Here is a 22212-nt window from a genome sequence, read left to right on the forward strand (position 1 = left end):
GCCCTTTTGCCGTCTCAGGAGGCGCGCATTATACGTAGCTTTGCCACCCGGTCAACACCCTTTTGAATAAATGTGTAAAAAAAATTACAGACCGCTATCGGCGAGTAAATTTGCGGTTGTTACCGGCCGGTTTCTACCCGGGGCTGCGGTCGATTTGTCACGCAAAAAAGCTTTCAGGGTCTCGCCCGGCATAACCCGTAAATAACGGCCCCTCCAGGCAGGCCCGATCAACGAGCGAAACCGGGCCATCGCACTGTCAGTTGAGAGACTCGGGTGAAAAACGCTTATCGACCTGTCAACAACAGGGCCAGGCCATCCCTGGTGTACAGGTGGCGAAGGGAAAATGTCGCCCGCCGCTGTCAGAGAATAGTGACCCGGGCAAATCGCCGCTTACCGACCTGGATTACACAGACTGAGCCGGTGGCCAGCTCCAGCTCGATGTCGTTGATACGCTCACCATCGATTCGAACCGCTCCCTGTTGAACCATTCGCCGTGCATCGGACGTACTCTTTGTCAGTCCAGCTTCTTTAAGCACTGATGAGATGGGCATACCGCCATCTGCCGACTGCAGACTTTTCTCCGGTATTTCGTCGGGCATGGCGCCCTGCTGGAAGCGGGCAATGAAATTCTCCTGTGCTTTTTTAGCCGCCTCGACAGAGTGAAAACGGGCCACGATCTCCTCGCCCAACAGGAACTTGATATCGCGCGGATTCTTGCCCGTAGCAATCTCCTCTCGGAACTGCGCGATTTCCTGCAGCGGTCGGAAGCTGAGTAATTCGAAATAACGCCACATCAGATCATCAGAAATCGACATAATTTTACCGAACATGTCGTCAGGCGGTTCATGGATACCAATATAGTTGTTCAGGGACTTGGACATTTTCTGTACGCCATCCAGTCCTTCGAGAATCGGCATGGTCAGTACGATCTGCGGCGGCTGACCGTACTGCTTTTGCAACTCACGGCCCACCAGCAGATTGAATTTCTGATCGGTACCACCCAGTTCGACATCGGCTTTCATAGCCACCGAGTCGTAGCCCTGGACCAGGGGATAGAGAAATTCGTGAATAGCAATGGCCTGTCCATTGTTATAGCGCTTGTGAAAATCGTCCCGCTCCAGCATACGCGCAACCGTGTGTTTGGCGGCCAGCTGGATCAGATCGACAGCACTCATCTCGCCCATCCAGCTGGAGTTGAACATCACCAGAGTTTTTTCGGGATCGAGTATCTTGAAAATCTGCTGCTCGTAGGTGCGGGCGTTTTCGATCACTTCATCCCGGCTCAGCGGCGGACGGGTGGCACTCTTGCCGGTGGGATCGCCAATCATGCCGGTAAAGTCCCCGATCAGGAACAGCACTTCATGGCCCAGATCCTGAAACTGGCGCAGCTTGTTGATCAGTACGGTATGCCCCAGATGTAAATCCGGGGCGGTGGGATCAAACCCCGCCTTGATTCGCAGGGGGCGGCCGCTCTTGAGTCGCTCGATCAGCTCCGACTCGATCAGTATCTCATCGGCCCCGCGTTTGATCTGTTCCAGCATCTTGTGGATCGAGCTCATCGGTCACTTTATCCTGTGCGAAAAAGGCTGCGTAGATTAGCATATTGCCTCGTAGCCCTCATCTATACGACCGGCAGCGGTGGCCCGGACAGATCAAATTCTGTCGACCCGGTAATTGACGTTACCCGGGAATCAGGCTATCTTAAGAAACGACTACAAAAAAACAAGATAATTCCGTGGATTACAACACATTCTTAACAAAAGATTACAAGTCTCTCGGACAGCCGATGCATCGCCGGGGACTCCGCTGGTCGCATTTGCACACCATCGTGGTGCTGATCGTACTGAGTACCGTCGGCACCCTGCTGGCGTTTCTCTCCACGGACGTCGCCGCTTCGCGCAACGATACGACGGACAGTTCACTGCCTCGCGCCCTGTCGGCCGCGCAGATTACGATTCCGCTGGAACTCGCCCAACCCACTGGCAAGGGAAGCACCGCAGCCCCGTCGACCCGTTTTGAGCCTGATCCGCTGGTTAATACCATCACTGATCAGGAACCCGGGGAGCAACCCGCCATGGCTCGCCCCGATGAGAGCTGGCTGACCATTACTGTTCGGCGCGGGGACAGCCTGGCCGCCATTTTTAAACGGCATGCGATTCCTGCCCGGGAACTTCACCAGATCATGCAACTGGGCTCCATTACCCGCAATCTCAATGCCCTGCACCCCGGCGACACCCTCCGCTTCAAGCTGGATGAACAGCAGCGAATTCAGCAGATGGTCTTTGACATTACCCGTCTCAAATCACTGCAGGTATCCCGACAGGCCGATGAGCAGTTTGCCGCACGGATAATCGAACATGAACTCGATCGACGCCTGACCCAGAGCAGCGGGGTCATCAAAACGTCCCTGTTTGAAGCAGGTAAGGCCGCCGGACTGGATAACGGGCTGATCATGCAAATGACCGCCATCTTCGGCTGGGATATCGATTTTGTTCTGGATATCCGCCGCGGCGATCAGTTCACACTAATTTACGAAGAACAGTATCTCGATGGTGAGAAAGTCCAGGACGGACCGATCATTGCCGCCGAATTTGTTAACCAGGATCGCCAGATCCATGCCATTCGCTATACTGATAAAGAAGGTCGCAGTGATTATTATTCACCCGAGGGCTATTCCATGCGCAAGGCTTTTTTGCGCACGCCGGTCGATTTTCGCCGCATCAGCTCGCGCTTTGGCAAGCGCCATCATCCGGTACTGAACCGGATGCGCATGCACAAGGGTGTCGATTATGCCGCGCGCCCGGGAACCCCGATTCAGGCCGCCGGCGACGGTAAAATCGTTTACCGCGGATGGAAAGGTGGTTACGGTCGGGTCATCATCCTGCAACACGGCGGCCGCTACAGTACGCTGTATGCCCACATGTCCGGATTCAAGGGCGGGCTGCGGGTGGGAAGTCGGGTCAAACAGGGACAGACCATCGGCTTTGTCGGCAGCTCCGGACGCGCCACCGGTCCGCATCTGCATTACGAATTCCGGGTTAACGGGTCGCATCGGGATCCGCTCACTGTCAAGCTACCCGAGGCTGAACCAATCAAGCCCACTTACCAAGCAGACTTCAAGCAGCTGGCTCAACGACGCCTGGCCCAGCTTGACGCCGCTCGACCCGCTATGCTGGCGCTGAATCAATAACCCGGCGCGGAACCCGGGCCTGGATTATTTCAAATCAAAGCCTTGACGTTAAAGGGAATTATTGCCAACAATTGAATTAAGAATTGTATGGTAATTAAGCTGCCCGGAGGCGCCATGTCAGTATCCAGCGAGCACGTCAGCAAGGATAAGGAATGCATCATTCACCTTGGCGACAAGCTCGTCTATCGACTCTATCATGAATTTCGGCAGGCCTATACCAACTGCGATCCGGCCACCGAACTCATTACAGTCGATCTCCAGAATACCCGTTATATTGACAGTTCGGCACTGGGTATGATGTTACTGTTGAAAAAACACGCCCGGGACAATCAGCGTCAAATCCGGATAATCAATGTCAGTGACCCTATTTTACGCACCTTCCAGATCGTGCAACTGGATAGTGAATTTGACATCCAGTCCACTACCGAGAACCGTCAGCACGCGAGTTGACAGGCCCCCGGCACACTTTAGCTGGAGATCAGTGTCTGCATTTGCCGGCCAACAACGTTTTGCATAGCATGAGCGCATGACAACCTATTATCTTGGCCTGATCTCGGGAACCAGTATGGATGGTATCGACGCCGCCTTACTGGTATTTAACGAACAACCCCGGCTGCTCGCCCATTACAGTCATCCTCTACCGCATCATATTCGCCAGCAGCTCTATCAACTGCAGACACCCGGCCAGGATGAACTGGCCACCGCCATGCGCCTGGATGTGGAACTGGGCCGGTTGTTTGCCACAGCGGCACTGACTCTGCTTGAACAGGCCAACCTGGACCCCGATCAAGTAACCGCTATCGGCAGTCATGGCCAGACTCTGCGCCATTACCCGGATGGGCTCACCCCCACTACCTGGCAGATTGGCGATCCCAACATCATCGCCGAACAGACCGGCATCACCACGATTGCTGATCTGCGCCGACGCGACGTGGCCGCCGGGGGGCAGGGCGCCCCACTGGTGCCGGCCTTTCACGCGGCGGTGTTTCGTCAGGGGGGGACTAACCGGGCCATTTTGAATATCGGCGGCATCGCCAATCTGACCCTGCTACCGGGAGAAACCACCCGGCCGGTAACCGGCTTCGATACCGGCCCCGGTAACGGCCTGATGGATGCCTGGATCGGACAACACCAGGACCAGCCTTACGACCGGGACGGTGAATGGGCTGCCAGCGGCCACGTGCATCCCGGTCTGCTGGAGCGACTGCTGCACGACGCCTATTTCCAGCGCCCACCGCCCAAAAGTACCGGTCGCGAATACTTCAACCTGGACTGGCTGAAGCCGCGCCTGGAACCTTTCGCGGATCTGGCTCCCCGGGATGTGCAGGCGACATTGTGCGAGCTGAGTGCACGCACGATTGCGGAGGCACTGGAAACCAGAATGGATTATGTGGAAGAGTTACTGATCTGCGGCGGAGGCGTTCACAATCGCCAGCTGTATCAACGCCTGGAAGAACTGCTCACCCCGGCCCGGATCACCACGACCGCCGAAGCCGGCATTGATCCCGACTGGGTCGAAGCCGCCGCCTTCGCCTGGCTGGCGAAACAAACCCTGGCCGGCGCTCCCGGCAACCTGCCTTCGGTCACGGGTGCCTCGCATCCGGTGGTGTTGGGAGGGATATACCCCGGGAAAGGGCCGAGTGACGAGTAACGAGGAAAAGCTTCACCACGAAGACACCAAGACACGAAGGCTTGAAAATGAAATCCTTCATGGCCTCACGTCGTGATAGCTAAACAGCGTAAAACACCTGCCTCTGAGAACAGGGATGAAAAAAGTTCCGGGTTTCCTCGTTACTCGTCCCTCGTACCTCGGCCCTGAGAAAAGCGCGGGCGCGCTTTTCGTCAGCGCTTGTTAATCGGGACGTACTTGCGGACCGGCTCGCCGGTATAGACCTGGGTTGGCCGGAAGATACGATTGTCGGCCAGCTGTTCGCGCCAATGCGCCAGCCAGCCGGCGGAGCGGGCCATGGCGAAGATAGCGGTAAACTGATCGGCAGGAATCCCCATTTCCGAATAGAGAATGCCACTGTAGAAATCCACATTGGCATAGACGCCCTTGTGGGCCAGTCGATCTTCGCAGACCTGTTCCACCGCCTTGGCAATATCGAACAGCGGACTGACATTGCCAGCCTTGGTCTCCATGTACTGATCGATCAGCTTTTGCAGAATGATGGCACGCGGATCCTTGGTCTTGTATTCGCGGTGCCCCATTCCCCAGATCACTTCCTTGTTGGCCAGCCGTCTGTCCACGTATTCTTCGGCGTTCTCGGGAGAACCGATCTCCTTCAGCATTTCCAGTACCCGCTGATTGGCACCGCCGTGCAACGGGCCGGACAACGCACCGATAGCCGCAGCGACCACGCTGTAGGGACTGGAGAGCGTCGAGGCGTTCACCAGCACCGCGAAGGTGGAGGCATTGATAGTGTGTTCGGCATGAAGAATCAGACAAACATCCATGATCCGCGCCAGCAGGGGCTCCGGCTCCTTGCCAGTCAGCATCCACAAGAAGTTTTCCGCATGACTCAGATCATCACGGGATTCGACCGGATCGTAACCCTCGCGAATGTGCTGCCACATGGCCACAATCGGCGCCATACGGGCGATGATCTTGATCGACATGTTATGGATGTAATTGACATCCTCACAGGCATCGCCGCCGGTTAAACAGTCATTACCCGGATAGAACATCCCCAGACTGGCCACCACGGTTTGCAACATCTCCATCGGATGGCCGGTATTGGGGAAATTCTTCATCATTCCGCGGGTATGGAACTTGATGCGACGGTTGTCCTTGAGCTGATCGCTGAAGGTCTGCAGCTCCGAACGGGTCGGCAGGCGCCCATCGAGCAATAACAGAGTGGCTTCCTCGAAGGTACTGTGTTCAGCCAGCTCCTCGATGGGATAGCCGCGATAGGAGAGAATGCCTTTCTCGCCGTCGATATCCGAAATATTGGATTTGGTGGCGGGAACGCCGGCCAGCCCCGGAAGGTATTCACTCATGGAAGACTCCCTGAATTTAAAAAACAGTGCGCTATACCAAGAATAACAAAAAAAACCCGGGGCATCGGCAAGGACAACAGAAAAATGGTGATCCGATGGCGGGCGGCGCGGTTTTCATCTCCCGCAAACAAAAAATGGCATGACCGAAGTCATGCCATTTTCTGTACGGACGCTGTCGGGATTAAACGCCGAAGGACGAACCGCAACCGCAGGTGGTCGTCGCGTTCGGATTGCGAATCACGAACTGTGCACCGGAAAGGTCTTCCTTGTAGTCGATCTCCGCTCCCATCAGGTACTGGAAGCTCATTGGATCCACCACCAGGGTAACGCCGCCTTTTTCCACCCGGGTATCACCGTCCTGTTCGTCTTCCTCGAAGGTGAAACCGTACTGGAATCCGGAACAGCCGCCACCGGTGACGAACACCCGCAGCATCAGATCGTTATTGCCTTCGTCTTCGATCAGCTGCCGGACCTTGTCGGCCGCGGAATCAGTAAAGACCAGCGGGCTGGGGATTTCGCTTGCTGTATCGGTTGCTGTGCTGCTCATAATGTCTCTCCACCAGGATTGATATCTACAGGGCCTATTATGCTATTCCTGATTGTTTTAATCAAGAATCGCTTGTGCCACTGTCAGGCGCTATACGTGAGTGGTTACTACTCTTGTGAACCAGGTTACCATTAACTTCCGCACCCATCGCCATCTCGATCAGGCTGTAATAGACGTTCCCGTGTACCCGGGCCTGGGCGGCCAGCTCAACATGTCCGGGCGCGTGGACATCGCCGATGACCGTGCCGTTGACCACGACATTGGGCACCTTCACTTCCCCTTCTATGGTGCCGCGCTCGCTCAAAGTCAAGAGGGACTCCTCGCCGTCTTCGGCGATCACGCTGCCTTTAACACTGCCATCCACATGCAAACCGCCGCTGAAAATGACGTCACCCCGGATTTCGGTGTTCTGGCCTATTAACGAGTCAATCTGTGCCGTCCGGCCAGGCTTTTTATTGCTCCCCCACATGCTATTTATTCTCCTCAATAGACCAGTCGATGGTTTTTTCAATGCTGTTACGCGCACTGCCCCGGGGCAAAATCCGCAGTGTGGCCCGTAACAGACTGAAATTATCCGGTAGCCGGATGTCCCCTTCGAGCTTTTGAAAATACTTGAAGCGGTAATTTAATTCGTTGACGGAATTCTCGGTTACATCCTTGAAGGTCAGGGACCTGGATTCGCTTTCCTGAAGTCCTTCGAGTTCCAATTGTACCCGGCCACTGGCCAGCCTGTCATTGCCCAGCACCTGGGTCAGTACCACCCGATAGCGCAACCGGCGATCGGAGCCGCCAGGCTCAAGGCTGAACTTCTGCAATTGCAGACCGGTAGAGGCTTCCCGGGGTGAAACAATACCGCGATAAAAAGCCAGTTCTTCCTTCAGTTCCAGAATTTCCGATTGCAGGTTCTTGATGGTGCCATCCAGTTCATCATAGGCCTGACGCTCGATCTGTCGGCCTCGTTGCAACAGAGCTTTTTCCTGGCGCAGGGTCTCAATCTCCCCCTCCAGCTGTTTTTTGACCTGCAGCAATTCTTTTTTGATCCGACCGGCTTCGCCACTGTCATAACCGGCCAGGTAGCGCCCGTAGTCGAACAGGGTATAGCCCCCGGCCAGCATCAGCAGGACCGCCAGGGCCCACAACGCCCGTGTTTTCCAGGGGTGGTGAGGTTTGACCACCAGACTCATAGGTACATCCTAGGGCAACAATCCGATTGTATTCAGGCCCGCTGTCTCATCCAGGCCGAACATGAGGTTCATATTCTGTATGGCCTGGCCGGAGGCGCCCTTGACCAGGTTATCGATCACCGACAGAACTACTACCGTATCACCATCACCGGGCCGGTGCAGGGCAATCCGGCAGTGATTGGCGCCCTTGACGCTGCGGGTTTCCGGATGCGAGTCAGGTGGCAGAATATCCACGAACGGTTCGCCGGCATAGCGTTCGCTATACAGTGCCTGCAGTCCCTTGGCCGGGCCGCTCAAGCGGGCGTAAAGTGTGGCATGAATCCCCCGTATCATTGGCGTCAGATGGGGCACAAAGGTCAGTCCTACCGGCTGGCCGGCCGCCCGGGTCAGTCCCTGGACGATCTCGGGCAGATGGCGATGGCCCGCCACCCCGTAGGCCTTCATGTTCTCGCTGGCTTCGCCCAGCAGGGTGCCCACGTTGGCCTTGCGCCCGGCCCCGCTGACCCCCGACTTGGCATCGGCCACCAGCTGGTCAATATTCACCAGACCCTGTTCGATCAGAGGCAGGAAACCCAGCTGGACGGCGGTAGGATAACAACCCGGGCAGGCGATCAGGCGCGCCTCGCGAATCGCCTCGCGATTCATCTCGGGCAGCCCGTAAACCGCCTCGGCCACCAGCTGCGGCGCGCTGTGGGCCATGCCGTACCACTTTTCCCATTCCCCCACATCCTTGATCCGAAAATCGGCGCCCAGATCGATGATGCGCACACCCTTGTCCAGCAGTTCAGCCGCCGTATTCATTGCCACGCCGTGCGGCGTGGCAAAAAACACCACATCGCATTCGGCCAATTGCCCGGGGTCGGGGTTACTGAAAGCGAGATCGACAACCCCTCGCAGATTGGGAAACATGTCCGCCACCGGCTGCCCGGCTTCGGAGCGGGAAGTAATCAGATGCAGATCCACCTGTGAATGCAACGCCAGCAGACGCAGTAACTCCACGCCCGTGTAACCTGTCCCGCCGACAATGCCTGCCTTGATCATGATTCCATCCCGGTTATTCAAGGGGGGTAATGATAAGTGCTGGCGGGATAAACGAAAAGGCTGATACGTGATGAATCTCTCAACCCCGGTCGCCTTTATTCATTCGCCGGGACAAATAAAAAAGCGGCCTTGCAGCCGCTTGAGGTGATGATATTGCACGTTATTGTTATTAAGGCTTGGCGGTTACTCCCCTAAGGGATTTCTACCCTATTCCCCACATTTCACAAGGTCAAGGTTTTTTGCGGTTTTTTTCGCCAATGGCCTGGTCGCGCCTGGCCGGTGCGTTGGCACGACGCCATGCTAGAATCGCTGCGCATGAATTTTCAGCATTTCAAACGCACCCGGCAAAAGCTCTTCACTCTCATGAAATGGAAAGTGCGGCTGCTGTTCTGGGGTAGCGCACTGACTGTGGGTGCCGTGGCGGCCCTGTTTGCGCTGGTAGCGGGTACCGCGGATGAGGCCTTTCATCATCTGCATGAACAGCGACCCTGGTTAACTTATCTGCTACCGCCCGTGGGGCTGGCGCTGATCGCGTGGCTGACCCGGCGCTTTTTCCCGGGCAGTGAGGGCAGTGGCATCCCCCAGGCGATTGCCGCCCTGTCGATGCGCAGACATGCCCTGCGGAGCAAGGTGCTGTCGCTGCGCGTGGCCGTGGCCAAGATGGTACTGACCACCTTCGGCCTGTTCTGCGGCGCCTCCATTGGCCGCGAGGGACCCACTGTGCATATCGGCGCCTCGCTCATGTATTCCCTGCGCCGTTTCGCCCCCATGCCGTTACGTGGTCAGGATATGCTACGAGGGATGATCCTGGCCGGTGGGGCCGCCGGGATTTCGGCGGCCTTCAATACGCCGCTGGCCGGGATTTTGTTTGCCATCGAAGAGATGAGCCGTTCCTTTGAACAACGCAACAGCGGGACGTTGATCATTGCTGTCGTCCTCGCCGGTATCACGGGGCTGATGATTCTGGGCCCGTATACCTATTTTGGCAGCACTGACGCCACATTGCCCCTATCCGGCGCCTGGCTGGCGGTGATCGTCTGCGGGGTGGTCGGGGGGCTGCTGGGCGGGCTGTTCGCCACAGCGCTGATTCAGGGGTCCCGTCGCGTGGCCCCCCTGGCCTGGCGTTACCCGGTGCGCGTGGCCTTCATCTGTGGCCTGCTCATCAGCGTGCTGGGATTTGTCTCCGACGGTCAGAGTTACGGCACCGGCTACATTGAAGCACGGGCCCTGGTAGACGGCGGCGAGGCGTCACTGCTATTCCCGCTATGGAAGTTACTGGCAACTCTCTCTTCCTATCTCAGCGGCATCCCCGGCGGGATTTTCGCGCCGTCCCTTTCGGTGGGGGCCGGACTGGGGGCCGATCTGGCGCTGTTGCTACCCCATTTGCCCGCCGCAGCCCTGGTGATGCTGGGGATGGTCGGTTACTTCAGCGGCGTGGTGCAAACCCCGATCACCGCTTTTGTCATCGTGATGGAAATGACGGACAATTCCGGTATGCTGCTACCACTGATGGCCACGGCGCTGATCGCGCGAGGCGTTTCGAGCCTGGTCTGTCCGCGGCCAATCTATCAGGCTCTGGCCGAAGCCTATCTGCACAAACAGGATTCCCCGAAGGTCAAAGATGAAAAATCGTGACAAATTAATTGCTGTATTTGTGGTACTGCTTATCGGTGCGCTGGCCTGGATCTGGTTCAGCCCCTCCGGCTTGCAACGTGCGCCCGACATCAGCTTCAAGAATGTCGAGGGGAAAACGATCAGTTTGCAGCAACTGCACCAGCAGGATCGACCGGTGCTGGTGACTTTCTGGGCGACCTCCTGTCCCGGTTGCATCAAGGAGATGCCGCACCTGATCGAGATGTACCACGATCTGGCTCCCCGGGGACTGGAAATCATCGGGGTAGCCATGGACTATGATCCGCCCAATCATGTGATGCGCATGCGCGAAGAAAAAGCCATTCCCTATCCCATTGTGCTGGATATCGACAGCGCCATTGCCCGGGCTTTCGGCGACGTCAAACTGACGCCCAGCCATTTTCTGATCAACCCCAATGGCCGCATCGTGCATCACAAGATCGGTGAACTGGATATGGAGCGTGTACGCACCCGTATCCTCGCTATGCTCAACTCAAGCTCTCAAGGATAACGCAAAATGCTCTGGGTCAAGGCGTGGCATATAATCTTCATGGTGACCTGGTTCGCCGGCCTGTTTTATCTGCCGCGCCTGTACGTCTATCATGCCATGGCGGAGGACACAGCCAGCCAGGAACGGTTCAAGATCATGGAACGCAAACTGTTTTACGGCATCATGACTCCGGGCGCCATCATAACTATCGTACTGGGATTATGGTTACTGGGTGATTATGCCTGGGCGGCCTATAAAAACAGCGGCTGGCTGCATGCCAAGCTGGTGCTGGTCGGTATCCTGATTATCTATCACATCCACTGCGGCAAATTACTGGTCGATTTCAAGCATGACCGCAATACCCGCTCGCACGTTTATTATCGCTGGTATAACGAGTTTCCGGTATTGCTTCTGATTGGTGTGGTATTACTCGCGGTAGCCAAACCTTTTTGATCTTCTCTGGCAGAACGTGAGATCAACACTCGAGACAGAAGATTTCGACTTCCCGCAATTGTGCCATTGCCCGCTGACAACATTACATGACTATGACTTTTGTCAGATCCGTCGGTTGCGATGGCAACCTCCTCGACCCCGCTCCAGTTAACCTGCTCGCCTTGTTCCATAAAGGGTAATGAAGCGATCGCATTGGCCACATGGACCAGTGCCATCTGAACCGGAAACAGTTTTGCCTGCCGGCATCTGATCGAAGGCGATACATTCGCGCAGGTTGCTCGATAATCTTCACAATTCCGCCACTGCCTCGCCCGGCTCCTGGGCCTGCAAACCTTAATAGAGACTGTGATGCCAGAGATCCTCCACCGAAACCCGATCGGTCGGAATTCCATCGAACCTCCGGGTTGCAGCGGTGCCGATCACCAGATCGGGGAGCTGTTGCGAACCGGGCGGGAGACACCGCACCCGAGACCGTACCGACCTGGTTGGAGAGGCCATAACAGGACGAGCGTCATCAGGGGGATTGACACTGAATATATAATCCCTCTGTCGAATTTCACCAGTTCACCCGAACCCGGCTGATAAATTTCCTGAGTTTCAAACACGCAATACCTGTTTGATCAGCGCTGTCTTTCCCCCCGAATTGCTGATAAATTTGAATACAACCTTGCCGGTCAACAAGTAAAAACGGGTCCCATCGTGAGCTTATCAGCCAGTCACCTTAACGAAATTTACGTCGTTTACGGTTTCTCTTTTCTGTTGCTTGGATTTATCGTTTTACTTCAGCCCAAGGAAGATCGGGCACTGCCTTTCGCACCGTATCTGTGGCTGATTGGCCTGTTCGGTCTGCTGCACGGGGTGAAAGAACTTTTTGACTGGTGGCAACTGGCCTATCAACCCCACCACCCGGCCATCGACGCGCTGGACAATGCCCTGCTGCTGATTTCCTATCTGCCCCTGTTTGAATTCGGGCGACGTATTGGTCGCCAGTTTCGCAGTAACAATACACAAACCCTGCTTCAGCATCCTTTGCCACTCGGCCTCTATACCGGCGCCGGACTCGGTCTGATTCTCATTACCCTGCTGGCAAGTGAGTTAGACAGTGGTCTGGATGCCGCTATTCGGCTGTTCGTTGGCCTGCCCGGGGCCCTGCTTACCGGTCTGGGACTGCTCGGCTATTTGCGTGTAAATCATCACTACCTGCCCCGGAGGCAGGCCGGCTGGACACTGAAATTGAGCGCCTACGGATTCATTGCCTATGGCTTGCTGACCTCGCTGATCATCAGCGACCCGCGGATCGGTCTGGTACTTCCCACGCAAACCCTGTTTCTGGAAGTCACCGGCACACCGATACAATTGTGGCGGGCGTTGCTCGCCATCATCATCGCGCTTGGCCTGGGTCTGTTTTTGCGCAGCATCAATAACGAGAGTCGTCAGCGTGAGAATGAAACCACCCGCCGTTATCTCGAGCTTAACGCTCAACTGGAACAGCGCATCCAGTCCCGTACCCTGCAATTGCAGGAGATCAACGACCAGCTCAATGAAGTGATCGAGGAACAACGGGCCACGGAACAGGCCTTGCGCAAAAGTGAGCGGGATCTGAACCGGGCCCAGATGATCGCCCATATCGGCAGCTGGACGCTGGATGTCAAACAGAATCTTCTGGAATGGTCCGACGAAACCTATCGTATTTTCGCCCTTCCAAAAGGCAGAAAACTCAGCTACGAGATTTTTCTGGATGCCGTGCATCCCGAAGATCGGGAAATGGTCGACCAACACTGGCAGGCCGCACTATCCGGTGCTGACTATAAAATCGAGCACAGAATCATTATCCACGATCGCGTCAAATGGGTACGCGAGCATGCGGAACTGGAATTCGACGACCAGGGCGAGCTGATTTATGGTATCGGCACGGTGCAGGACATCACCGACCGGGTCGAGGCACAGCTGGCACTGGAAGAGGCATTGAAAGAATTACGTCTGTCGGAAAAAACGCAACGGGAATTGCGTCTGCTTGCTGAACGCGAACAGGGCCGTATGGCCGCACTGCTATCAGCGATGAATATCGGAATCCTGTTCGAGGATCGTAATCGCGTCGTGGAATATGTTAATCCAGCATTTCGTGCAATGTGGGCCATCCCTGACACCGAGGTACTGGAAAACCGCGAAACCGTTACTGTCCTGGAGCATTCCACCCATCGCTTCGCTCGCCCTGATCATGCCTCCAAATACGTCTTGCAGGTACTTGACACCCACGAGATCAGCGAACGCTTCGAACTGGATCTGTACGATGGACGGGTCCTGACACAGATTTCCTATCCGGTACTGGATAACGATGAACGGGTACTGGGCCGACTCTGGATCTATGAAGACATTACCAATGAACGCCAGACTGCCCAGCAACTACTCTATCTGGCCCAGCGGGATCCCCTGACCGGTCTCTGCAACCGACATCGTTTTCAGGAACAGTTGGATCAGTCAATTATCAATGCCCAGCGGAATAACGCTCGCTTCGCCCTGTTCTATTTTGATCTGGATGAATTCAAATACATTAACGATACCTTTGGTCACAGTGCCGGTGATTCAGTACTCATTCGTATCGCCAACGAGGTGCAGGCACTGGTACGCGGCGGCGAAACCCTGGCCCGGCTCGGCGGGGATGAATTCGCCCTGCTGACGGCGCTGCAAGAGAGCAATGACATCAGCGCTCTGGCCAGTCGCATTGTCAGCGCGGTCTCCGCCCTGCCATTCCGTTTTCGGGGTCGGCATCTTCGCATGACCACCAGCCTGGGCGTGGCGGTATTTCCGGATCACGGTCTGGATACCGAAGATCTCGTTGCCCGCGCTGACGCGGCCATGTATCAGGCTAAAAGCCAGGGCAAAAACACCTGGGCTATCTACGATGCGCAACGGGATACCTCGCAAGCAATGGTAGAACGCCTGACATGGAACCAGCGTATCGTGCAGGCGATGGAGAAGGATTTACTGGAGTTGCACTATCAGGGAATCTACAAAACCAGCGACCACAGTATCAGTCATCTCGAGGCACTGGTACGCATGCGTGATCCACTCAATCCCGAACAACTGTATATGCCCGGTCAATTTATCCCGATGTCAGAGAAATCCGGCACGATTGTCGAACTGGACCGCTGGGTCATCAAGCGGGTGATACGAACTCTCTCGGAACTGCCACACCTCCCGGCTATCGCGGTCAACGTCTCCGGCCGCACGTTCGACGATCCTGCGCTGCCTCAATATATCCGCAACCTGCTCAGAGAATATAAGCTGGATCCACAGCGACTGATTATCGAGCTGACAGAAACCGCCGCCGTCTCCGACATGCAGGATGCTCAGGCCTTCATCGAAGCGATGCACCGCGCCGGTTGCCGTGTCGCGCTGGATGATTTCGGCAGCGGTTTTTCAACTTTTACCTATCTCAAACACCTTGGCGTGGAAATTCTCAAAATCGATGGCCAGTTCATCAGCGACCTGCCCAATAATGCGGAGAACCAGGCTTTTGTCAAAGCCATGGTGGGCGTCGCCCGCGGCCTGCACAAGGTCTGTATCGCCGAGTTTGTGGAAGACGCGGCCACGCTGGAGATGATTCGGGATATCGGTGTTGATCTGGCCCAGGGCTATTATCTGGATCGCCCCGATCCCGAGCACCCGGCGCTTACGAAAACCACAGACAAAAAATAACCCGGGATCCCGCCGGCCATCAGTGGCCGAAAGAAGCCCGGGTCTGTCGCTTGCGGCGACGTGTCGAATTTAACTTTTGTGAAACTCCTTGAATGCCTTGATCAGCTCAACCGGCTTGTTTTTCTTGTTATCACTGTTAAGGACGTAAATCACGGTTTCACCCTTCGGCCCGGAAGCGATTTCGGTATAGAAATAGGCCGCATGACCGGTATCGCGCACCGCTTTCATATCCTGGTAGTTATCGAAAACATAAATCCGACCGTGACGGTACATTTCGCCATAGAAATTTTCGGGCTGGCGCTTGCCGTCGTAAATTTCCACAGCAGGAATCCCACTGCGTTTTTTCTTGTCTTCACCCGTTAAGCCAAAGACGATCGTTTCCCCGTTGGGACCGGCACCGATCCGGGTCAGACGATAAGAGGTTTCGCCGTTTTGCATAAATCCGGCGAACGTTTCCCGGTCATAGAAAATATGGATGCGTCCGTGGTCGTGGACTTCCAGCAGAAGGTCATCTTTTTCCGAGGTAGTGGTATTGGCGGCACAGGCGGCCATCGACAAGGCGGCCACAACCAGCAACAGCCGATTGATTTGTCTGGATAAAATAGAGATCATGATACTTGCTCCCGTTACGGTTTTTGTACATTCGGATTCCGGGAGATAATACGATGTATTCTTGACAGTTCTGTTACAGCGTTAAAGATGACTCATTCATGACACCTAAAGACGATTTGATCCGCCACTATCGCTGGCTACGTCAGTACGAGATTAACGATTCACACAGCGGTAATGCCTCGGTGCGAGAGGGCAATACTATCTGGGTCACGCCGACCGGCGCCTGTGCGGATACGCTCGAGCCGGATCAACTCATTACCTGCGATATTGACGGCACGCTGGGAGAGGATGCCTCGCTGGATGCGCGACTGCATGTGATGGTCTATCAGAAAAACCCGCAAGCCCGCGCGGTACTGCACGGTCACGGCGCACACACCGTCGCCCTCACGCTCAACGGCGAGGATTTCACGCCGCCGGACTTCGAGGGGCATTATTATTTCGGCACAGTGCCGGTACTGAATATCGCTTACGACAACTACCTGGCCGAGGCGCCGGAACAGGTCTCCAACATACTGGCGCGACACAAGATTACCGTGGTACGCGGCCACGGCGTCTATGCCCAGGCCGAGAGCATCAACCTGGCCTACAAATGGAACTGCTCACTGGAACTGTCCGCCAAAACCGCCTGGCTGGCACGGCTGGCCGGTACCCTGCCAGACAGTTAAAAGCTTTAACGCAGAGGACGCAAAGTTTTATTTTGAATATGTTGTTCTCAGGAGACACAGAACTGCTGAGTCCTGATATATACCCTAAATTAAAGCTCCATAATTTTATGAGCTACCCGGATGATCAGTTATTTATTATTTCTTTCTCTGCAGTCTCTGCGCCTCTGCGTTGATCTCTTGGGCAGATAATAAACGTTTGCCCAGGTTTCAGATTTCGATCATTTCGAAGTCTTCTTTGCCCACACCGCATTCGGGGCACTGCCAGTCTTCGGGGATGTCTTCCCAGCGAGTACCGGGGGCGATGCCTTCTTCGGGCAGGCCCTGTTCTTCATCGTAGATAAAGCCGCAAACGACACACATGTATTGCTTGTATTCCATGATCACCACTACATCGTTGACTGTTTGAGTCGGCTATTATCGCATTTTAGCCGGCCAATAGGAATCGGTTGAATTGTCCGTGCTAGACTCCATGTCGTTGGATTACAGTCATTTGTCCAGGTTGCTATTTATGTCCGAGTCTCCGATCCCCGTGGTGATGTGCTTCTCCGGGCTGGATCCCACCGGCGGTGCCGGTATTCAGGCCGATATCGAGACCCTCGCCAGTATGGGGGGCCATGCCGCGCCAATAATTACCGCACTGACCGTACAGGATACCCGCTCTGCCCACCGCTTTGAGGCCGTGGATCCCCTGCTTTTAATCGAGCAGGCGCGCGGGGTACTCGACGATATGCCCATCGCCGCTTTCAAGCTTGGGATGCTCGGCAGCGTCGAGGTGATCGAGGCGATTCATTCGATCCTGACCGATTATCCGGATATCCCGCTGGTCCTGGATCCCGTCCTGACCGCCGGCGGAGGCGGTGAACTGGCGGACGAGGCGATCGTCAACGCCATGAAAACTCTGCTGATGCCACAAACCACAGTATTGACCCCCAACAGCGAGGAGGCCCGGCGCCTCGCCCCCGGATCCGACACCCTGCATGCCTGTGGCCAGGCGTTGCTCGATCTGGGCCCCGAATATGTGCTGATCACCGGGGGCCATGAACCGGGGCCGCATATCGACAATCATCTGTATGCCAGCCACCGTCAGCTGGAAAGTTTCAGCTGGGACCGCCTGCCCCATGCCTATCACGGCTCGGGGTGCACCCTGGCTTCGGGCATCGCGGGGCTGCTGGCCCAGGGACTGGATCCCTTCGCGGCAATCCACGAGGCCCAGGAGTTCGCCTGGCACGCCCTGCAGCAGAGCTTTCGCCCCGGGACAGGGCAACACATCCCCAACCGCCTGTTCTGGGCCCGGGACGACGACGAATAATGCGGGATCCCCGTTTGCAGGGACTATACGCTGTCACCGACGGCCGGCTCGTCGGCGAGCCGCTGCTCGCCGCTGTGCAGGCCGCCCTGGTCGGCGGAGTCAGGATTGTGCAGTACCGCGATAAAACCGGCGAGATACATCGCCGTCAAGACGAAGCGGCCCGGCTGGTTAAACTGTGCCATGAACGGGGCGCGCTGCTGTTGATTAATGACGATAGCGAGCTGGCCCTGGCAGTGGGCGCCGACGGGGTTCACCTGGGCCAGCGCGATACCCCGCTCAGCGTCGCACGTGAGCAGCTGGGGCCGGACAAACTCATCGGCGTCTCCTGCAACAATCGCCTCGACCGGGCCCTGGCGGCCCAACAGGCGGGCGCCGACTACGTTGCCTTCGGCCGCTTCTTTGCCTCTACCACCAAACCCGATGCCCCACCGGCCGAACTGGCGCTGATTGAACAGGCCCGCCAGCAACTCGATCTGCCCCTCGCCGCCATCGGCGGTATCACCCCCGATAATGCCCCGCAATTGCACACCGCCGGCGCCGACATGCTGGCCGTGGTCAACGCCCTGTTCAGCCAAGACGACATCGAAACCGCTGCCCGCCGCTTGAGCCGCTGCTTCGATTGACCTTTTCACCATCCGGCAAGAATTTTTAACGCAGAGGCGCAAAGACGCAGAGGACGCAAAGACAACTTTTGTATTGAAAACAGTTTGATGATCTCTCAAACACCCACTGAATGGACAAAAAATAATTTCCCCTCTGCGTTCTTTGCGTCTTCGCGCCTCTGCGTTTTTCTTTTCCTGCCCTGTCGTCAGATGCCTGATTTGGTTATCATTCTTGCCTTGTTCTCAAATTTGTCATTCTCGAATCATTGAAGGAATCGCGTTATGTCCCGTTCGCATGATCTGTTTGTTGCCGCCCAGAAACACATCCCTGGCGGGGTGAATTCCCCGGTGCGAGCCTTCAAGGGCGTCGGCGGGGATCCGTTGTTTTTCAAGCGGGCCGCGGGGGCCTGTATGTTCGACGAGGACGGTAACAGGTACATCGATTATGTCGGCTCCTGGGGACCGATGATCGTCGGCCATGCCCACCCCGAGGTCATCAAGGCCGTCGAGGCGGTACTGCACAATGGCCTGAGTTTCGGCGCACCCACCGAACTGGAAACGCAAATGGCCGACAAGGTCTGCGAGCTGGTCCCTTCGGTGGAGATGGTGCGCATGGTCAATTCCGGCACCGAGGCCACCATGTCCGCGTTGCGCCTGGCGCGCGGCTTTACCGGCCGCGACAAGATCATCAAGTTCGAGGGTAATTATCACGGCCACTCCGATTCGCTGCTGGTCAAGGCCGGTTCCGGTGCGCTCACTCTGGGCGTGCCCACCTCGCCGGGCGTGCCTGCCTCGCTGGCCGAGCACACCCTCACCCTGACCTACAACGACAGCGCGCAGGTACGGGAAACCTTCGACCAGCTGGGTGATGAGATCGCCGCCATCATTGTCGAGCCGGTCGCCGGCAACATGAACTGTGTTCCGCCGGTGGACGGTTTCCTGCAAACCCTGCGCGAAGTCTGCGACCAGCACGGTAGCGTGCTGATCTTCGACGAGGTGATGAGCGGCTTTCGCGTGGCGCTCGGCGGCGCCCAGGAATACTTCAGCGTCACACCCGACCTGACCACGTTGGGCAAGGTCATCGGTGGCGGTATGCCAGTCGGTGCTTTCGGCGGCAAACGCGCAATTATGGAACAGATCGCGCCGCTGGGACCGATCTACCAGGCCGGCACCCTGTCCGGCAATCCGGTCGCCATGGCCGCGGGGCTGGCCACACTCAATCTGATCAGCCAGCCCGGATTCTTCGAACGTCTCACTCAGCGGGTCGATCAGCTGACCGGGGGACTGCGCCAACGGGCGAAGGCCAGTAACATCCCGTTAACCACCAACCAGGCCGGCGGGATGTTCGGCTACTTCTTCAGTGACGAAGAATCTATTACCCGGTTCGATCAGGTCAGCAACTGCGACATGGAACGCTTCAAACGTTTTTTCCACGGCATGCTGGACCAGGGTATTTATCTGGCCCCGGCCGCGTTTGAAACCGGCTTCATCTCTGCCGCACATACCGAACAAGATATCGAGGCGACGCTGGACGCGGCCGAGCGCGTCTTTGCCGGGCTCTAATCACGACATTTGAGCTCAGCACGAAGACACGAAGTGAAAGAAATGTTGTTCCTCTCTTTCGCAAACATCCGGATAAAACCGGATATGTGCCCGATAATACTGCGTAACCAGGGTCATTGAACTTCGTGTCTTCGTGGTTAATGCTTTTTATTGACCTGTACTCCTTGCCCGCCTTTTTCAGGTATTATCCCGCCTATGTCGATGGCCAGTTTTGTTCAGTTATTCGAGTGGTTAAGCCAGCATCCGATCAGCGCGGCCCTGCTGGTCTTTATCATTGCCCTGAGTGAATCGCTGGCATTCGTTGGGCTGATCGTACCAGGCATTTTTTTCATGGTGGTGTTCGGTGCGCTGATCACCACGGGCTACATGGATTACGGCTGGACTGTCACTGCCGCCATACTCGGCGCCATCGCTGGTGACGGTATCAGCTACTGGCTGGGCCAGCGATACCATAAACATCTGTATAACTTCTGGCCGTTTCGCAACCGGCCGGGCCTGCTGGAACGCGGCGAGGCATTTTTCCATCGCCACGGGGGTAAAAGCATACTCCTGGGTCGCTTTGTAGGCCCGCTACGTCCGGTCATTCCCGCCATTGCCGGTATGCTGGCCATGTCACGCCAGAGATTCATTCTGACCAACGTCGGTTCTGCCCTGTTATGGGGACCGGTTGTATTGTTGCCTGGCATGGCCTTCGGGCTCTCACTGGAGCTGGCCGCGGAATTTGCCGGACGTCTTTCCCTGTTGCTGATCATCGTACTGATACTATTATGGGTGGCTTTCTGGCTCATACGCCAGCTTTATTATTTTGTCGTGCCACGCACCGATACTCTGTTCAGTTATGTTATTAACTGGATCAATCGCCATCCTTTGATAGGCCGTGTACCGGCCGCCCTGATCGATCCCCGGCATCCCGAAATGCGGGTCCTGACATTATTGGCGTTGATGTTATTACTGGCCGCTATAGCCTTTACTGCTCTGTCACAGTTTCTGACGCAACACTCGCTGATTCTTGGCCTTAACGATCTGGTCTATTATCAGTTACAACAACTGCATAATCCGCCCTTTAATCGGGTAATGTTATTTTTCAGCCATCTGGGCGATGACCTGTTTCTCGCCCTTCTGAGCCTGATCCTGTTTGTCTGGACTGCCCTGCATCGAAACTGGCTTGCCGGCTGGCACCTTCTGGCAGCACTCGTCTTACCCTTGATTGTCGTGCACACCCTGCAACTTTTATTTGACGTCCCGCGTCCGGATATCACCGCCAGTGTTTCCAGCCTGGCGTTTCCCGGCGCCCACATTATCATTGCCACGTCGGTATACGGTTTTATCGCCGTAGTGCTGACTCGCAACATGCCAACGGTGTTGCGCATCAGCGTTTATGTTATCAGTGCGTCACTGATACTATTGATCGCCTTTGCCCGGCTCTATCTTGGGATCCACTGGTTAAGTGACATCCTCAGCGGAATTTTACTGGGACTGATCTGGGTTAGTTTGCTGGGCATCGGCTATCGACGCCATATCGGCTTACCTCCGTTACCGATCAAAACCCTGAGTTATCCCGTCTCGCTGATTCTGATCCTGCTGGTGGCCTATCCTCTGAGCCAGCTGGACAGGGGACTTCCAAAAACAGTCGAAACACCCCAACATTACCGCCTGGGAATGACAGGTTGGCAACAAACCGGCTGGCAAGCTCTGCAGCAGTATCGCTCTGATCTTCTGCAGCAGCAAAAGTACCCGCTCAATCTGCAATGGGCCGCACCACGGCAGGTGATAATCAATACCCTTGAAGATCTCGGCTGGCAACGACCCGGCGAGCCTCACTGGCGCGGCTGGTTGCGACCCTCCACGGCAATCGAAAAACTACCGGTGATTCCGCATCTGCATGAAGGCCGCTATGAAAATCTGCTTTTCGTGCGTGTCAACGAGAAAAATCAACGACTATTAAGCGTACGCCTGTGGCAATCGAATCTGTTTGTGCAACATAATGACCAGGAAGAGACGTTGTGGGTCGGCGAGGTAGCTTATCTGGAAGCAGTGCGTATCGGGCCGCTTAAATATCTGAAAACAGCAGACGATTTCAATCGGGCCCTGAATCATTTTCTCAGTGACCTGGATAGCAGGGTCCGGACAACCCGGCACCGGGCAGGTCCGTTGCAGATTATCCTGTTAAGTGAAAAACCGGGACCGGAGCCGGACAGGGAATAACCCGAGACCGGGATTTCCTT

At 56.1% G+C, this 22212-nt stretch carries 20 protein-coding genes; 12 read left to right on the top strand and 8 right to left on the bottom strand.

The features are described from left to right. Positions 1-359 precede the first annotated feature (359 nt). Positions 360-1559, bottom strand: a complete 1200-nt coding sequence (tyrS, locus tag R6U90_RS12390; protein ID WP_410352996.1) for a tyrosine--tRNA ligase — start codon at positions 1557-1559, stop codon at positions 360-362. Between the two features lie 176 nt (positions 1560-1735). Between tyrS and R6U90_RS12395 the strand changes: the two genes are divergently transcribed. The 3 genes from R6U90_RS12395 (at position 1736) to R6U90_RS12405 (ending at position 4841) form a co-directional block, all read left to right on the top strand. Then, positions 1736-3190: an OapA family protein gene (locus R6U90_RS12395; protein WP_410352997.1), complete on the top strand. Its 1455-nt coding sequence runs from the start codon at positions 1736-1738 to the stop codon at positions 3188-3190. 114 nt (positions 3191-3304) lie between these two features. Further along, the gene (locus tag R6U90_RS12400) at positions 3305-3640 is read left to right on the top strand and encodes an STAS domain-containing protein (protein WP_410352998.1); all 336 of its coding nucleotides are present in this window, start codon (positions 3305-3307) and stop codon (positions 3638-3640) included. Positions 3641-3716: 76 nt separating this feature from the next. Beyond that, positions 3717-4841: an anhydro-N-acetylmuramic acid kinase gene (locus R6U90_RS12405; RefSeq protein ID WP_410352999.1), complete on the top strand. Its 1125-nt coding sequence runs from the start codon at positions 3717-3719 to the stop codon at positions 4839-4841. A 191-nt stretch (positions 4842-5032) separates the two neighbouring features. Here R6U90_RS12405 and R6U90_RS12410 read toward each other — a convergent pair whose 3' ends face one another. The 5 genes from R6U90_RS12410 to argC all read right to left on the bottom strand — a co-directional run bounded on the left by R6U90_RS12410 (position 5033) and on the right by argC (position 8962). After that, positions 5033-6190, bottom strand: coding sequence for a citrate synthase (locus R6U90_RS12410; RefSeq protein ID WP_410353000.1), 1158 nt, complete (start codon positions 6188-6190; stop codon positions 5033-5035). A gap of 181 nt (positions 6191-6371) precedes the next feature. After that, positions 6372-6737 carry an iron-sulfur cluster insertion protein ErpA gene (erpA, locus tag R6U90_RS12415; protein ID WP_410353001.1) on the bottom strand — a complete coding sequence of 122 codons (366 nt, stop codon included), beginning with the start codon at positions 6735-6737 and terminating at the stop codon, positions 6372-6374. A 61-nt stretch (positions 6738-6798) separates the two neighbouring features. Beyond that, entirely contained in the window at positions 6799-7206 is a 408-nt protein-coding gene (locus tag R6U90_RS12420) for a polymer-forming cytoskeletal protein (protein ID WP_410353002.1), read from the bottom strand. A 1-nt stretch (position 7207) separates the two neighbouring features. Continuing rightward, positions 7208-7921: a DUF6776 family protein gene (locus R6U90_RS12425; protein WP_410353003.1), complete on the bottom strand. Its 714-nt coding sequence runs from the start codon at positions 7919-7921 to the stop codon at positions 7208-7210. A gap of 9 nt (positions 7922-7930) precedes the next feature. Next, on the bottom strand, positions 7931-8962 hold the full coding sequence (argC, locus tag R6U90_RS12430; protein ID WP_410353004.1) for an N-acetyl-gamma-glutamyl-phosphate reductase: 1032 nt from the start codon (positions 8960-8962) through the stop codon (positions 7931-7933). A 315-nt stretch (positions 8963-9277) separates the two neighbouring features. On the opposite strand from argC, the gene R6U90_RS12435 reads away from it, so the two are divergent. The 4 genes from R6U90_RS12435 (at position 9278) to R6U90_RS12450 (ending at position 15236) form a co-directional block, all read left to right on the top strand. Then, entirely contained in the window at positions 9278-10597 is a 1320-nt protein-coding gene (locus R6U90_RS12435; RefSeq protein ID WP_410353005.1) for a chloride channel protein, read from the top strand. Beyond that, on the top strand, positions 10584-11105 hold the full coding sequence (locus R6U90_RS12440) for a peroxiredoxin family protein (RefSeq protein ID WP_410353006.1): 522 nt from the start codon (positions 10584-10586) through the stop codon (positions 11103-11105). The genes R6U90_RS12435 and R6U90_RS12440 overlap by 14 nt, the downstream gene beginning before the upstream one ends. A 6-nt stretch (positions 11106-11111) precedes the next feature. Beyond that, the gene (locus R6U90_RS12445) at positions 11112-11537 is read left to right on the top strand and encodes a CopD family protein (protein WP_410353007.1); all 426 of its coding nucleotides are present in this window, start codon (positions 11112-11114) and stop codon (positions 11535-11537) included. Positions 11538-12236: 699 nt separating this feature from the next. After that, complete coding sequence (locus R6U90_RS12450; protein ID WP_410353008.1) at positions 12237-15236, top strand: EAL domain-containing protein; 3000 nt, start codon at positions 12237-12239, stop codon at positions 15234-15236. A gap of 69 nt (positions 15237-15305) precedes the next feature. Here the strand turns inward: R6U90_RS12450 and R6U90_RS12455 are convergent, their stop codons facing one another. Then, complete coding sequence (locus R6U90_RS12455; protein WP_410353009.1) at positions 15306-15848, bottom strand: hypothetical protein; 543 nt, start codon at positions 15846-15848, stop codon at positions 15306-15308. A 98-nt stretch (positions 15849-15946) separates the two neighbouring features. Here R6U90_RS12455 and R6U90_RS12460 point away from each other — a divergent pair, with 98 nt between their 5' ends. Further along, a complete protein-coding gene (locus R6U90_RS12460; protein WP_410353010.1) occupies positions 15947-16513 on the top strand; it encodes a class II aldolase/adducin family protein in 567 nt (188 codons plus the stop codon). A gap of 207 nt (positions 16514-16720) precedes the next feature. Here the strand turns inward: R6U90_RS12460 and R6U90_RS12465 are convergent, their stop codons facing one another. Then, the gene (locus R6U90_RS12465; protein ID WP_410353011.1) at positions 16721-16891 is read right to left on the bottom strand and encodes a rubredoxin; all 171 of its coding nucleotides are present in this window, start codon (positions 16889-16891) and stop codon (positions 16721-16723) included. A gap of 130 nt (positions 16892-17021) precedes the next feature. On the opposite strand from R6U90_RS12465, the gene R6U90_RS12470 reads away from it, so the two are divergent. The 4 genes from R6U90_RS12470 (at position 17022) to R6U90_RS12485 (ending at position 22192) form a co-directional block, all read left to right on the top strand. Next, positions 17022-17822, top strand: coding sequence for a hydroxymethylpyrimidine/phosphomethylpyrimidine kinase (locus R6U90_RS12470; protein ID WP_410353012.1), 801 nt, complete (start codon positions 17022-17024; stop codon positions 17820-17822). Then, on the top strand, positions 17822-18445 hold the full coding sequence (thiE, locus tag R6U90_RS12475; protein WP_410353013.1) for a thiamine phosphate synthase: 624 nt from the start codon (positions 17822-17824) through the stop codon (positions 18443-18445). The genes R6U90_RS12470 and thiE overlap by 1 nt, the downstream gene beginning before the upstream one ends. Before the next feature lie 261 nt (positions 18446-18706). Continuing rightward, a complete protein-coding gene (hemL, locus tag R6U90_RS12480; protein ID WP_410353014.1) occupies positions 18707-19987 on the top strand; it encodes a glutamate-1-semialdehyde 2,1-aminomutase in 1281 nt (426 codons plus the stop codon). A gap of 195 nt (positions 19988-20182) precedes the next feature. Beyond that, positions 20183-22192, top strand: a complete 2010-nt coding sequence (locus tag R6U90_RS12485) for a VTT domain-containing protein (protein ID WP_410353015.1) — start codon at positions 20183-20185, stop codon at positions 22190-22192. The last annotated feature ends 20 nt before the right edge of the window (positions 22193-22212 follow it).

The sequence above is a fragment of the Thiohalophilus sp. genome (assembly GCF_046483665.1).
Lineage (GTDB): Bacteria > Pseudomonadota > Gammaproteobacteria > UBA6429 > Thiohalophilaceae > Thiohalophilus.